8 protein-coding genes and 3 pseudogenes are annotated in these 13,589 nt (G+C 65.1%); 8 read left to right on the top strand and 3 right to left on the bottom strand.

Features of this window, described 5'->3' with window-relative positions; genetic code table 11:
* Positions 1–237, bottom strand: a pseudogene (locus BUE44_RS37285) (hypothetical protein); the annotation flags it as partial.
* Positions 238–350: 113 nt separating this feature from the next.
* Here BUE44_RS37285 and BUE44_RS34920 point away from each other — a divergent pair.
* The 5 genes and pseudogenes from BUE44_RS34920 to BUE44_RS34940 form a co-directional block, all read left to right on the top strand.
* Positions 351–491, top strand: a pseudogene (locus BUE44_RS34920) (IS5/IS1182 family transposase); the annotation flags it as partial.
* A 260-nt stretch (positions 492–751) separates the two neighbouring features.
* A complete protein-coding gene (locus BUE44_RS34925; protein ID WP_073503044.1) occupies positions 752–2,332 on the top strand; it encodes a type I restriction-modification system subunit M in 1,581 nt (526 codons plus the stop codon).
* A 22-nt stretch (positions 2,333–2,354) separates the two neighbouring features.
* Complete coding sequence (locus BUE44_RS34930) at positions 2,355–3,128, top strand: hypothetical protein (protein WP_143172663.1); 774 nt, start codon at positions 2,355–2,357, stop codon at positions 3,126–3,128.
* Positions 3,125–4,360, top strand: coding sequence for a restriction endonuclease subunit S (locus BUE44_RS34935; protein ID WP_073503046.1), 1,236 nt, complete (start codon positions 3,125–3,127; stop codon positions 4,358–4,360). Before BUE44_RS34930 ends, BUE44_RS34935 begins: the two co-directional genes overlap by 4 nt.
* Positions 4,357–7,473: a type I restriction endonuclease subunit R gene (locus tag BUE44_RS34940; RefSeq protein WP_073503047.1), complete on the top strand. Its 3,117-nt coding sequence runs from the start codon at positions 4,357–4,359 to the stop codon at positions 7,471–7,473. Before BUE44_RS34935 ends, BUE44_RS34940 begins: the two co-directional genes overlap by 4 nt.
* 271 nt (positions 7,474–7,744) lie before the next feature.
* On the opposite strand, the gene BUE44_RS34945 is transcribed toward BUE44_RS34940, so the two are convergent.
* Both BUE44_RS34945 and BUE44_RS34950 read right to left on the bottom strand, forming a co-directional pair.
* A complete protein-coding gene (locus BUE44_RS34945) occupies positions 7,745–8,911 on the bottom strand; it encodes a pyridoxal phosphate-dependent aminotransferase (protein ID WP_073503048.1) in 1,167 nt (388 codons plus the stop codon).
* A 107-nt stretch (positions 8,912–9,018) separates the two neighbouring features.
* Positions 9,019–9,759: pseudogene (locus BUE44_RS34950) on the bottom strand (aminotransferase class I/II-fold pyridoxal phosphate-dependent enzyme); the annotation flags it as partial.
* Between the two features lie 509 nt (positions 9,760–10,268).
* Here BUE44_RS34950 and BUE44_RS34955 point away from each other — a divergent pair.
* From BUE44_RS34955 to BUE44_RS34965, 3 genes are all read left to right on the top strand, one after another.
* Positions 10,269–10,790, top strand: coding sequence for a DUF2617 family protein (locus tag BUE44_RS34955; protein ID WP_073503049.1), 522 nt, complete (start codon positions 10,269–10,271; stop codon positions 10,788–10,790).
* Positions 10,791–10,881: 91 nt separating this feature from the next.
* The gene (locus BUE44_RS34960) at positions 10,882–12,477 is read left to right on the top strand and encodes a polyamine aminopropyltransferase (RefSeq protein WP_073503050.1); all 1,596 of its coding nucleotides are present in this window, start codon (positions 10,882–10,884) and stop codon (positions 12,475–12,477) included.
* 106 nt (positions 12,478–12,583) lie between these two features.
* Positions 12,584–13,589: SRPBCC domain-containing protein (locus BUE44_RS34965; protein ID WP_159450335.1), on the top strand; the 1,006-nt coding region annotated here is incomplete at its 3' end.

The raw sequence follows: 13,589 nt of genomic DNA on the forward strand, positions 1-13,589 counted from the left end.
CCCGGGCGGCGACGGCGCATCCGCGTCCACCGGGATCGAGGTGACCTCCGTCCCGGTGGTGCCGGCGCCGGGGGCCAGGACAGCGCCGACCCGCCTGCGGGCAACCGTCCACTCCTGCCATTCCAGCTCAGCCGCAGCCAGCTCGGCCTGGATCCGATCAGCTTCCTCCCGCAACCCGTCGACACGACGGCGAGCAGCGAGCTCGTGCTGTTCCAGCAGTCCGACAACTGACGGCATCCAAGCCTCCCCGGCGAGCGACAACCCGACAGACCACAACTCCCACCGAGTCACCGTCCCTATGCCTGACCAGGCAAAACGCCGCCCTCAAGTTCGGAACGACAACAGCGACTAAGGTCCGCGCGCGGGTGGAGCATGTGATCGGCCGGATGAAGAACTACAAGATCCTCCGCGACTGCCGACAACACGCCGACGGCCTGCACCATGCCGTCCAAGCCGTCGCGCACATGCACAACCTCGCCCTCGCGTCATGACCAGAGGACTGCCTCCACTGGCCCTGACCTGCCCGAACACAGCCTTGTGCTACACCCTTTAGGCCGCCTGACCCTCGTCGAAGTCGAGACCTTCATGACCACGCCGGACCTCCAGGCCGCCTAACCGAACCTGTCACCCATAACTGCAGTCACCACATCATGATCGGAACTACAGCTGCCGTGACTGTGTCGCCGGTACCCTAGGTGCGCACTTCGAGGCAACATGATCGCGCCGTGGCGCGGAGGAGAATAGCTGCAACATGGCACCGACCAACAAAGAAGGCCAGCGGACAGAGCTGCACAAGACGATCTGGCGTATCGCGAACGACCTGCGCGGCAGTGTCGACGGCTGGGACTTCAAGACCTACGTGCTGGGCATGCTCTTCTACCGCTTCATCTCCGAGAACCTAACGGCGTACATCAACCGCGGCGAACATGAAGCTGGAGATGAGTCGTTCGACTACAAGGTGCTTCCCGACGCGCAGGCCGAGTTCGCTCGTAACGAGGTGGTGGCAGAGAAGGGCTTCTACATTCTGCCGTCGGAACTGTTCGCCAATGTCCGCGAGTGCGCCGCGCGGGACGAGAACCTCAACGAAACGCTCGCTCGGGTCTTCAAGAACATCGAGGGCTCGGCGCTGGGAACCGACAGCGAGGACGATCTGAAGGGGCTGTTTGACGATCTTGACGTCAACAGCAACAAGCTCGGAGGAACGGTCGCCAAGCGCAACCAGAAGCTCGTGAAGTTGCTCAACGCCGTCGGTGATCTGCCGCTGGGTCGGTTTGAGGACAACTCGATCGACCTGTTCGGCGATGCCTACGAATACCTGATGCAGATGTACGCGGCCAACGCGGGCAAGTCCGGTGGCGAGTACTACACGCCGCAGGAGGTCTCGGAACTGCTGGCGCGCATCACAGTCGTCGGCAAGAAGCAGGTTAACAAGGTCTATGACCCGGCGGTCGGGTCGGGCTCGCTGCTGCTGAAATTCGACAAAGTGCTCGGCAAGAACAATGTCCGCCGGGGTTTCTACGGTCAGGAGATCAACCTGACCACGTACAACCTTGCCCGGATCAATATGTTCCTACACGACGTGAACTACTCCGACTTCAACCTCGCGCACGGCGACACTCTCACTGACCCGGCGCACTGGGACGATGAACCGTTCGAGGCGATCGTTTCCAACCCGCCGTACTCGACCAGGTGGGAAGGTGACGCGAACCCGCTGCTGATCAACGATGAGCGGTTTGCGCCGGCGGGCGTGCTGGCGCCGAAGTCGAAGGCCGACCTGGCCTTCACGATGCACATGCTCAGCTGGCTCGCCGTCAACGGTACGGCCGCGATCGTCGAGTTCCCCGGGGTCCTATACCGCGGGGGTGCGGAAAAGAAGATCCGTCAGTACCTGATCGACAACAACTACGTCGACACGGTCATCCAGATGCCTGCCGACCTGTTCTTCGGAACCACGATCGCCACGTGCATTCTAGTGCTGAAGAAGTCGAAAAACTCCAGCGACGTACTCTTTATCGACGCCTCAGCCGAGTACAAGCGTGTTGGCAACAAGAACAAGCTGTTCGAGGAGCACCAGGCGAGGATTCTCGATGCGTTCACCACGCGAGAGCCGGAAGATCACTTCTCCACGCTCGTCAGCATGGAGGACATTGCCGCGAACGACTACAACATCGCTGTGTCCTCTTATGTGGAGTCGGAGGACACGCGCACGGAGGTCGACATCGTCGAGTTGAACGCCGAGATCGCCCGCATCGTGGCGCGGCAGGCGGAGTTGCGCACGTCGATCAACGCGATCGTTTCAGAGCTGGAAGCGGGGGGAAATGCGCTTGTCTAAACTCCTCTCCGACGCTCCCACTGTGGCAACTATGCAAGTGGATGGTTTTCTCGACGGCCACGTACTGAAGTGGGGTAAGCACAAAAGGATCAAGGTAGGGAAGGTCCTCCGGAACTTCCATTGTCGCGCCTGTGACGCTCAGCGAACCTTCATGTCTGGAGATGAGCTGTCATGTTTGGGCCTTGGCAACAATCAGATCAGTATCGACGCCACACTGCAGTGCATCGAGTGCCGGTCATCCGTGGAGATATGGTTCCTGATCGGCAGCAGCAGCGATATTTCCAGTTTCGCGCCGGAAGTGCGTGTCGAGCGCTACACGGAAAATCTTCGCGACCGCGCCGACAGGATCGATAGCCATCGTGGCCCATTCTCGGATCTGGTCAAGCGAGCGCAGCTAGCGTACGAGAATCAGCTCGGTGCCGGGTCGATCATCTACCTCCGGAAGATCTTCGAGCTCGTTACGTTCGAAGTGGCCGATATCGCCAAGATCGACACAAAGAAACCTAACGGAAGAAATGCCCCCTTCTCCGTAGTATTGGAAAAGGTGAATCAAGTTCGCAACATCATTCCGCGACGTTTCTCAAGTGACGGCTATCAGCTATTTCGCGAGCTCAGTGAAATTATTCATGGCGAGTCAAGCGAAGAGGAAGCGCTCCAGAAATTCAAGCCCTGCCTCCAGCTGGTCCTAGGCGTTGTTGACGAGGTAAGCCGGGACAACGAATATGCGCGAGCGATCGAAGAGCTAGGCTGGAACGTCGAGAATATTAGCGAGATCACAGGAGGAGGCGCCGCGTGAGTGGCATCAGCGAAATTTCTCAGGAGTTGTCTTCCAACGGGGTCGAGTACCGCGCGCTCGGTCAAATCGGCGAGTTTGTGCGCGGGCAGGGACTGCAGAAAGCAGATCTGCGCGATAAGGGCGTCCCTGCAGTGCACTACGGCCAGATTCACACCTCCTATGGCGTATGGGCGACCGAGACAAAGTCATTTACCGACCAGGTCATCGCAGCCAAGCTTCGCCACGCGAAGCCGGGAGACCTCTTGATCGCGACAACTAGCGAGGACGACGACGCCGTTGCCAAGGCAACCGCTTGGCTTGGCAAGGTGGAGGCCGTGCTGAGCGGAGATGCTTACATTTTTCGTCACGGACTTGATCCGAAGTATGTCTCGTACTTCTTCCAGTCGACGTTTTTCCAGAAACAGAAGCGTCGCTTTATCTCTGGGACGAAGGTCCGTCGCATCTCCGGCGATTCGCTCTCGAAGATCCTAATCCCCGTCCCACCCCTTGAAGCGCAGCGGGAAATGGTGGGAGTGCTCGATCATTTCAGTCAGCTGGAGGCGGAACTGGAGGCGGAACTGGAGGCGGAACTGGAAGCGCGCCACCGCCAGTATCAGTACTACCGAGATAAGTTGGTGAGCGAGGCTGTCGGGGCGGAGCGTACTCGCCTAGGTGACGTTGGTTCCTTTGTGCGTGGACGTCGTTTCACCAAGAACGATGTGGTCGATTCTGGAATCCCAAGTATCCATTACGGTGAGATTTATACCGAATATGGAACCTCCACTAACGAGGCCGTTAGGCAGGTCCGTGTTGAGCTTCACGATCAACTCCGGTATGCAGAGCCTGGGAGCGTAGTATTCGCCGGTGTTGGCGAAACGGTTGAAGACGTGGGTAAAGCTGTTGCGTGGCTAGGAAATGAACCAGTAGCGACACACGACGACACGTTTGTGTTTACCTCTCCGCTGAATCCTAAGTATGTCGCTTATGCAGTGCAGACAAGGGATTTTCATCGCCAGAAGGAACGCCATGTGGCTCGGGCTAAGGTGAAGAGGCTGTCAGCGGCTGGTCTCGCCGATATCAGGATCCCAGTCCCGAATCTGGCAGTACAGGAGAAGATCGTTGAGACGCTCGACAATTTTGATTCTCTCGTCAGGGGCATCAGTCTCGAGCTACCTCCTGAGATCTCATTTCGCCGCAAGCAGTACGAGCACTACCGTGATCGGCTCTTTACGTTCAAAGAGGCTGCGGCATGAGGGAAGCGCAGGCGCGCAAGTACGACCCGGTCGCCGTCTCGGCTGAAAGTACCGTCGTTGCTGAGTACGTCCCTGATGCTTCTGGAGCCGCGGCATACCAATCGGAGGCGGCGCTTGAGCGGGAGATGATCCGTCTGCTGGAGGCGCAGGCGTATGAGTACCTCCCGATCACATCGGAGGCGCAACTGGTCGCGAACCTGCGGAGCCAGCTTGAGGCACTAAACCACGTGTCGTTCACGGATTCTGAGTGGGAGTCGTTCTTCTCCACCAAGATCGCCGGACAGAACGAGGGCATCGTGGAGAAGACACTGCGGGTCCAGGATGACCACGTTCAGCTTCTGAAGCGTGACGATGGTTCGACGAAGAACATCACTCTCATCGACAAGAAGAACGTCCACAACAATCGTCTGCAGGTCATCAACCAGTACGAGGTGGACCGGGGCGAGGGCGGTGCGAGCTTCGCTAATCGGTACGACGTGACGGTGCTAGTCAACGGTCTGCCGATGGTGCATATCGAGCTCAAGCGCCGTGGGGTGGAAATCCGTGAGGCGTTCAACCAGATCAACCGGTACCAGCGCGATAGCTTTTGGGCAGGCTCTGGGTTGTTCGAGTATGTGCAGTTGTTCGTGATAAGCAACGGCACGCTGACGAAGTACTACTCCAACAGCACCCGCTCAAAGCACTTGAAGGACAACCAGAAAGCTGCCGGCGCGGCAAAGGGCAAGAAGTCAAGCAACTCGTTCGAGTTCACGTCGTGGTGGGCGGACGCGCAGAACAAGCCGATCGCGGAGCTGACCGCGTTCGTCAAGACGTTCTTCGCCAAGCACTCGCTGTTGAACGTGCTGACGAAGTACTGCGTGTTGACAGCCGACCGTGACCTGCTAGTGATGCGGCCGTACCAGATCGTGGCGACGGAGCGGATCTTGCGGAAGATCGAGTGCTCGACGAACCGCAGGACGCTTGGCACCGTCGAGGCGGGCGGGTACGTCTGGCACACGACCGGGTCGGGCAAGACGCTGACGTCGTTCAAGGCTGCGCAGTTGGCATCGAAGCTACCCGATGTCGCGAAAGTATTGTTTGTCGTCGACCGCAAGGACCTCGACTACCAGACGATGCGCGAGTACGACCGCTTCGAGAAAGGCGCCGCCAACTCGAACGCGTCCACGGCGATCTTGAAGAAGCAGCTCGAGGATCCGAACGCAAGCATCATCATCACGACAATCCAGAAGCTGTCGACGTTCATCCAGGCGAACCGGGGACACGAGGTGTTCTCGGGCCACACCGTGATCATCTTCGACGAGTGTCACCGGTCGCAGTTCGGCGACATGCACACCGACATCACGCGAGCCTTCAAGCGGTACAACCTGTTCGGCTTCACCGGTACCCCGATCTTCCCGGTCAACTCCTCGAGCGGCGGGAACCCGCTGCTGAAGACCACTGAGCAGGCTTTCGGTGACAAGCTGCACACATACACGATCATAGACGCGATCACGGACAGGAATGTCCTGCCGTTCCGAATTGACTACATCAACACGATCAAGGTCGGCAACCCAGACGATAAGCAGGTCTCGGCGATCGATCGGGAGCGCGCTCTGTTGGATGTGCGCCGACTCCGCGAGATCACGACGTACATCCTGGAGCACTTCGATCAGAAGACGAAGCGGCAGACGAGCTATGAGCACGCGATTGTCGTCAATGTTGCGGAATCGACCCGGACGAGGCGTCAAGTAGAGGCGCTTCGTGAGAAGAAGCGAGTGCGCGGCTTCAACGCCCTGCTCGCCACTGCCTCAATCGAGGCAGCGCAGCGCTACTACTTGCAGTTCAAGCATCAACAGGAGGCGCTCACCCCGGATCAGCGGCTGAAGGTGGGGATCATCTTCTCCTACGGCGCGAACGAGGCCACCGATGACGGGATCCTTGACGACGAGGCGTTTGACACCGACGCACTGAGCGGAGACGTGCGCACATTCCTGGAAGATGCGATCCGGGACTACAACGCGATGTTCGGCACCAGCTACGACACCCGCGCCGACAAGTTCCAGAACTATTACAAGGACCTGTCGCAGCGAATGAAGAACCGCGAGATCGACTTGGTCATCGTGGTGAACATGTTCCTCACCGGCTTCGACGCGACTACGCTCAACACGCTGTTCGTCGACAAGAATCTGAAGATGCATGGTTTGATTCAGGCATACTCGCGCACCAATCGGATCCTCAACTCCGTCAAACGCCACGGGAATATTGTTGTCTTCCGTGACCTTGAAGAGGAGACGAACGCGGCGCTCGAGCTGTTCGGGAACAGGGACTCCAAGGGCATCGTCATCGTGCCGTCCTACAGCGAGTACTACAGTGAGTACGTCGAGAAGGTCACCGAGCTGCTACGGACCTTCCCGCTTGGCACCCCTATCATCGGGGAGCAGGCCCAGAAGGACTTCATCAACCTTTTTGGTGCCGTATTGCGGCTGCACAACATCCTGACCGAGTTCGACGACTTCGTCGGCCAGGACCTGTTGACAGAGCGCCAGCACCAGGACTACCGCAGTGTATATCTAAACTTGTACGCCGAGTTCCGTGCGGAGACCGCCGCGGAGAAGGAACGCATCAACGAGGATGTCGTCTTCGAGATCGAGCTGGTCAAGCAGGTCGAGATTGGCGTTGACTACATCTTGTTGCTCGTTGAGAAGATGCGGGCAGAGCGTGGGGACGGTGAGGACAGAGAGATTCGTGCCCAGATCTCGCGTGCGGTCGACGCTAGCCCGAGCCTGCGGAGCAAGCGCGACCTTGTTGAAGACTTCGTGAACTCGCTGTCTGTGCACGGCGCTGTCGATGAACAGTGGCAGGCGTACGTGGAGGCGAAGCGAGATACTGAACTCGCAGCGATCATCGAGGAGCAAAAACTCAAGCCCGAGCAGACGCGGGCGTTCATCACGGCCGCGTTCCGTGACGGGCAGATCCGTACGACTGGTACGGAGATTACGAAGATCCTGCCCCCCGTCTCTCGCTTCAGTCGCGATGGCGGCCACAGCGACAAGAAGAAGCGTGTGATCGAAACATTGACACAGTTCTTCGAGCGGTTCTTTGGGCTGGGCGCTGGAGGAAACGACTACCAGTAACGGCTCTTTCGTCTTTGTCGAGCAGGGGCAGCCGAGCCGCGACAAGTTCATGTCCTCTGGCCAGAACGTCGCGATCAAGGGGGCAAACCGTTGGCTGAGGCATGCCCCCCCGGCGACGTCCCATACTGGGAGCCGCCTGGGAGCCAACCCGCCCTACAAGCCCCTCCGAGACCACGCAAGATCACGGCCCCCATGCCCTGAACAGGCAAAACAGCAAATCGCCTGGTGCCGATCTTGATTGAACCTCACTCGGGACGAAGGAGCTGTGAGTTCAGGACGCCAGTTGTTGCAGGCGACCGCTGGCCTCCTGGAGGACGTCGTCCTTCTTGCAGAAGGCGAAGCGGACCTGGGTGCGGCCGGCGTCGGGGTCATCGTAGAAGACGGAGTTGGGGACGGCGACCACGCCGCAACGGGCGGGGAGGGCGCGGCAGAAGGCAAGGGCGTCCTTCTCGCCGAGGGCTGCGATGTCTGTGGTGATGAAGTACGTGCCCTGAGGGCGGTAGACCTCGAAGCCGGCCGCGGTGAGGCCGTCGGCCAGGAGGTCGCGCTTGGTCTGGAGGTCGTCGCGGAACGCGGTGTAGTAGTCGTCCGGGAGGCGGAGGGCCTCCGCGATGGCGTACTGGAACGGGCCTGAGGCGACGTAGGTGAGGAACTGTTTGGAGGTACGGACAGCCGCGACGAGGGGAGCGGAGGCGGTAACCCAGCCAACCTTCCAACCCGTGAACGAGAAGGTCTTGCCCGCCGAGGAGATGGAGACCGTCCGGTCGCGCATGCCGGGCAACGAGATCAGCGGGGTGTGCTCCCCGTCGAAGACCAGGTGCTCGTAGACCTCGTCGGTGACCACCAGCAGGTCGCGCTCGACGGCGAGTTCGGCGATGGCCGTCAACTCGTCGCTGGTGAGCACCATGCCCGTCGGGTTGTGCGGGCTGTTCAGGAGCAGCAGGCGGGTGCGCGGAGTCACGGCCGCACGCAGCGCGTCCAGGTCCGGGCGGAAATCGGGGGCGCGCAGAGTAAGCGGGACTCGTACCCCGCCGGCCATCGCGATGCTGGCGGCGTAGGAGTCGTAGAAGGGCTCGAACGCGATCACCTCGTCGCCCGGCTCCAGCAGCGCGAGCATCGCCGCCGCGATCGCCTCGGTCGCGCCCGCGGTGACCAGCACTTCCGTGTCCGGGTCGAAGGTCAGTCCGTAGAAGCGTCGTTGATGGTCGACGATCGCCGTGCGCAGTTCTGGAACGCCCATCCCCGGCGGGTACTGGTTGCCGCGCCCGTCCCGCAGCGCACGTACGGCAGCCTCCCGGATCGCCTCCGGCCCGTCCGTGTCCGGAAAGCCCTGGCCCAGGTTGATCGCGCCCGTCGCCAGTGCGAGCGCCGACATCTCCGCGAAGATCGTCGTCCCGAGCCCGTCCAGCCTGCGGTTCAGCAGCGGCCTGCCGCTCATCTCTCCACCGTCCTCAACCCGGGTTCCGATCGTCCGAGGTCCATCCTGGCCGACGTGCGGCGGCACGCCTACGCGGCCACCGTCCAATAGGTAGGTGAAAACGGCTTGACCCACCCGACTTTCCAACCCGTGAACGAGAACGTCTTGCCCGCTGAGGAGATGGAGACCGTCCGGTCCCTCATGCCCGGCAGGGAGATCAGCGGGATGTGCTCGCCGTCGAAGACCAGGTGCTCGTACACCTCGTCGGTGACGACCAGGAGGTCGCGCTCGACCGCCAGCTCGGCGATGGCGGTCAGCTCGTCCCGGGTGAGGACCATGCCCGTCGGGTTGTGCGGGGAGTTGAGGAGCAGCAGGCGGGTGCGAGGGGTGACAGCCGCGCGCAACGCGTCGAGGTCGGGGCGGAAGTCGGGGGCGCGCAGGGTCAGCGGGACGCGGACGGCGCCGGCCATGGCGATGCAGGCGGCGTAGGAGTCGTAGAAGGGCTCGAAGGCGATGACCTCGTCGCCGGGTTCGAGCAGCGCGAGCATCGCCGCCGCGATGGCCTCGGTGGCGCCCGCGGTGACGAGCACCTCGCTGTCCGGGTCGAAGTCCAGGCCGTAGAAGCGGCGTTGGTGGTCGCTGACCGCGGTGCGCAGCTCCGGGACGCCCGTGCCCGGCGGGTACTGGTTGCCGCGGCCGTCGCGCAGGGCCCGTACGGCCGCCTCGCGTACGGACTCGGGCCCGTCGGTGTCGGGGAAGCCCTGGCCGAGGTTGATGGCGCCGGTCGCCAGGGCCAGTGCCGACATCTCCGCGAAGATGGTCGTACCGAGGCCGTCCAGCCTGCGGTTCAACGGAGGCCTTGCCGTCATCTCGGCTCCTCGTGCGCGTCCGGTGGTCGTTGCGGCGGTTCGGGCACAGACTATGCGCCGCCGGGCGGCGCCCGGGGATGCCGCTGCCACCGATGTCGGCTCCGGTCCAGGAGCCGCGAGCTTGCGTCGGCAGGGGCGCGTGAGTGCGGTGGGGCGGATGCGGGTGAACACCTGAACTTGTCGGCGCTCCAAGGGATGGAAAGTGCGCACAGATGGGTAAAAACGCTGAAGGCCACCCGCGATTCATGATTCCGTAGGTCTCGGACCCATTTCGTGGGCTTCAGCTGAGATCACTCGGAGACTCCCCGGCCGTCTGCCGGCGGCGGCTCGGAGGGCTCGGAGGGACCTCGGCGGTGCTTCGGGGCCCCCACCAGGTCTTCCGGGGACCGTTCGGGCCCAGCGGACCCCACGTGGGCACGAGCCGTCGCGCGCCCTGCTGCCGGGCGCGCGGACCGGCCCACCTCATCCACTGCGTGCTCGATCCACTGCGTGCTTGCGGAGCCGACCCCATGCTCACCACCCTGCAAACCTCGTACACCGACACCCGTGCGGGCGACCTCGCCTGGTGCCTCGGCAGGCAGGCGCTGCCCGCGCTCGCCGTGCTCAACGTCGAGGTCGGCGACGCGCGCCGGCTGCGGGCCAAGGTCGAACTACGCCTGCTGGGCGCCTCGCACCAGGTCCTGGTCGACGCGGGGCGCGGCGAGTGCTCGGAGACGGTCGCGTGCATGCCGGGCAGCCGGGCGCCGCTGCCGTTCGGGGTGGCGCGGCGGGTGGGGGTGTGGGACTACGAGTTCGCGGCCCGGATCGAGACGCTGTCGCAGGGCTCCTTCGCAGGCCGCGCGCAGGAGTTGCTCGCGCTGGTGGCGGACCACCCGCACGGCCTCGCAGGGACCTTCCCCGGCGACCCGCACGCCTTCACCGCGCTGCTGGTGCAGTACGCCGAGGGGGGCGTGCGCTGGCGCACCTGGCACGCGTATCCGCAGGAGGGGCGGCTGGTCACCACCAGGACCCGGGTGAACGCGCTGCCCTGACCCGAGTACCGCCCCGGTCCGCCGCCCGCAGCCGCCGATTGCACCCCTGTGGGTGACCGGTGGCGACCCGACCCTGACATAGCGTGCACTCATGATCGACCAGCGCCACCGCAACGAGGCCCCGCGACTCGGGCTGCGGTTACCGGTGCCAGCGGCGGCCGCCCGCGCGCTGGTGCTCGCCGCCGTCTTCGTCTGCGCCGCCTGCGGGCTGGTCTACGAGCTGGAACTGGTCGCCCTGGCCTCGTATCTGGTCGGCGACTCCGTCACCCAGGCCTCGGTGATCCTCTCGGTGATGGTCTTCGCGATGGGCTGCGGCTCGCTGCTGGCAAAACGGTTACGCGGCCGCGCCGCCGCCGCCTTCGCCGCCGTCGAGACGGGACTGGCCCTGGTCGGCGGCCTGTCGGTGATGGTGCTCTACGGCTTCTTCGCCTGGTTCGGCCAGGCCACCGCCGCGATGGTCGGCTGCGCCTTCGCCATCGGGGTGCTGACGGGGGCCGAGGTGCCGCTGCTGATGACCCTGGTGCAGCGGATCAGGCAGCAGGACGCGGGCGGCGCGGTGGCCGACCTCTTCGCCGCCGACTACGTGGGCGCGCTGGTCGGCGGCCTCGCCTTCCCCTTCCTGTTGCTGCCGCACTTCGGCCAGCTCACCGGCGCGCTGGCCACCGGCGTGGTCAACGCCGCGGCCGGCGGCGCGACCGTGCTGTGGCTCTTCCGCGGCGACCTGAGCCGGCGCGCCCGCGGCTGGCTGCTGGTCGCCAACGTCCTGGTGCTCGCCGTGCTGGCCGGCGCCGGCGCCGCGGCGGGGCCCTTCGAGCGGGCGGCGCGGCACGCGGTCTACGGCGGCGACGTGCGGGTCGCCGAACAGACCTCGGTCCAGGAGATCGTCCTGACCGGCGGCGACGGCGCCGGCGGCGGCCCGCTGCGGCTCTACCTCGACGGCCGGCTGCGGGTCTCCGGCAGCGCCACCGCCCGCTACGCCCAGGCACTCGTCCACCCGGCGATGAACGGTCCGCACGCCCGGGTCCTGGTCCTCGGCGGCGGCGACGGCCTGGCGCTGCGGGAGGTGCTCCGCTACAAGGACGTCGCCGCGCTCACCGCCGTCCAGCCCGACGGCGAGCTGCTGCGGCTGGGCCGCACCGACCCCGGCCTGCGCGCCCTCAACGGCGACGCCTACGCCGACCCCCGGGTGCGGGCGGTCACCGCGGACCCCTTCGACTGGTTACGCGGCCCGCACCGGGAGGCGGCAGGGCCGTACGACGTGATCGTCGCGGATCTGGCGGACCCGGGGATCTCCCGCAGCGCCAAGCTGTACTCGCAGGAGTTCTACGGCCTCGCCGCCCGCGCGCTGGCCCCCGGCGGCCGGCTCGCCGTACGGGCGGGCACCGCGGCGGGGGCGGCCCGTACGTTCTGGACGATCGACGCGACCGTACGTGCCGTGGGCCTGCAGACCTCGCCGTACTGGCTGCCGGCCACCCCGAGTGGCGCCGCCGGCCCGGCGGGCAGTCCCGACCAGGCCTATCTGCTCGCCGCGCGCGGCGCCGCACCACCGCTGGCCCTTCCGCCGGGCACCCCGCCCACCCTCACCCCGCCGGCCCTGCGGCTTGCCGCGCGGGCGCCGCTGCCCACCCGGCCGAGCCGCTCGCTGCCGCCGTCGACGCTGCTCCGGCCGCGGATACCGGCGTCGTAGAGGGCCGTAGGGGTGACCGCCGGGCGGCCAGGGGGTCGGGCCGGCGGAAAAAAGTGGGGGCCGGGGAAACGTCAAGGCGGCGCGCTGGATGGGTAGGCTCCGCGACATGGAGCATGAGTCCTTCGTTCCGGGCATGACCACCGGGCGCCTGGTGCAGGCGCTGCGCACGCCGGAGGTGGTGCTGGCGAGCCTGCCCGGCTGGCAGCCGGACGCCGGGGAGGCCCCCGGCGGTGCCGCCATGGGGCGGCTGCGGTTGCGGGTCGGCGGGTCCACGATCACCTACCGCGGCACGGTGGCGGTGAGCGGTGACGGGCCCGGCTTCACGGTGGCTGCGGCCGGCGCGGAGGTACGCGGCGGTGGCGGCGTCACGGTGACCGCCGAGGTCAGCGTCGTGACGGCGGTGCAGCCTGAGGCCGGCGTGACGCTCGTCTGGCACGGCACCGCCGAGGCGGAGGGCCGGCTGACGACGTACGAGCCCGCAGCGGTGGAAGCAGCCGTCAGGCGGCTGCTGGACCGATTCTGCGCGGAGCTGGCGGCGAACGCCCCGGCGGCCGACGCACGCCAGGCGGACGTACCGCCGGGCGAGGGCGCGGCGGCGGACGCAGTGGCGGAGGCGGCGGCGGTGGAGGCGGCAGGGACCGCGGATCCGTCCGCGGGCGCGGCGGAGGTCCAGGCTGTACCGGCTGACGAGCCGGCGGCTGGAGAGGACCAGCCCGAGCCGGAGGCCGAGCACGCCGAGGAGGCCGAGCCGGCGGCGAAAGAGGACGAGCCAGAGCCGGACGCCGAGGATGACGAGCCAGAGCCGGCGGCTGAAGAGGACGAGCCGGGGCCGGCGGCTGAAGAGGACGAGCCGGGGCCGGCGGCTGAAGAGGACGAGCCGGGGCCGGCGGCTGAAGAGGACGAGCCGGGGCCGGCGGCCGAACCCGCCGAGGAGGCCGAGCCCGAAGCCGACGTCGTGGACGACCTGGGCGAACCCGTGCCGCCCGCCGAACTCGAGGACTTCGAGCTGGTCGAGGTCGAGGTGGAGGTCCCGGAGAGCGCCGCGGCGCTGGACGACCTCGTACCGCCCGCCGAGGCCGCGCACGCCCGCCGGACGATGATCGGCCGCAGCG

It is taken from the genome of Actinacidiphila paucisporea (assembly GCF_900142575.1).
Classification (GTDB): Bacteria; Actinomycetota; Actinomycetes; order Streptomycetales; family Streptomycetaceae; genus Actinacidiphila; species Actinacidiphila paucisporea.

Excerpts from the sequence above, each read along its gene's own strand:
- BUE44_RS34925 (WP_073503044.1), top strand. The coding sequence starts at position 752 with ATGGCACCGACCAACAAAGAAGGCCAGCGGACAGAGCTGCACAAGACG.
- BUE44_RS34940 (WP_073503047.1), top strand. The coding sequence starts at position 4,357 with ATGAGGGAAGCGCAGGCGCGCAAGTACGACCCGGTCGCCGTCTCGGCT.
- BUE44_RS34945 (WP_073503048.1), bottom strand. The coding sequence starts at position 8,911 with ATGAGCGGCAGGCCGCTGCTGAACCGCAGGCTGGACGGGCTCGGGACG.
- BUE44_RS34960 (WP_073503050.1), top strand. The coding sequence starts at position 10,882 with ATGATCGACCAGCGCCACCGCAACGAGGCCCCGCGACTCGGGCTGCGG.
- BUE44_RS34955 (WP_073503049.1), top strand. The coding sequence starts at position 10,269 with ATGCTCACCACCCTGCAAACCTCGTACACCGACACCCGTGCGGGCGAC.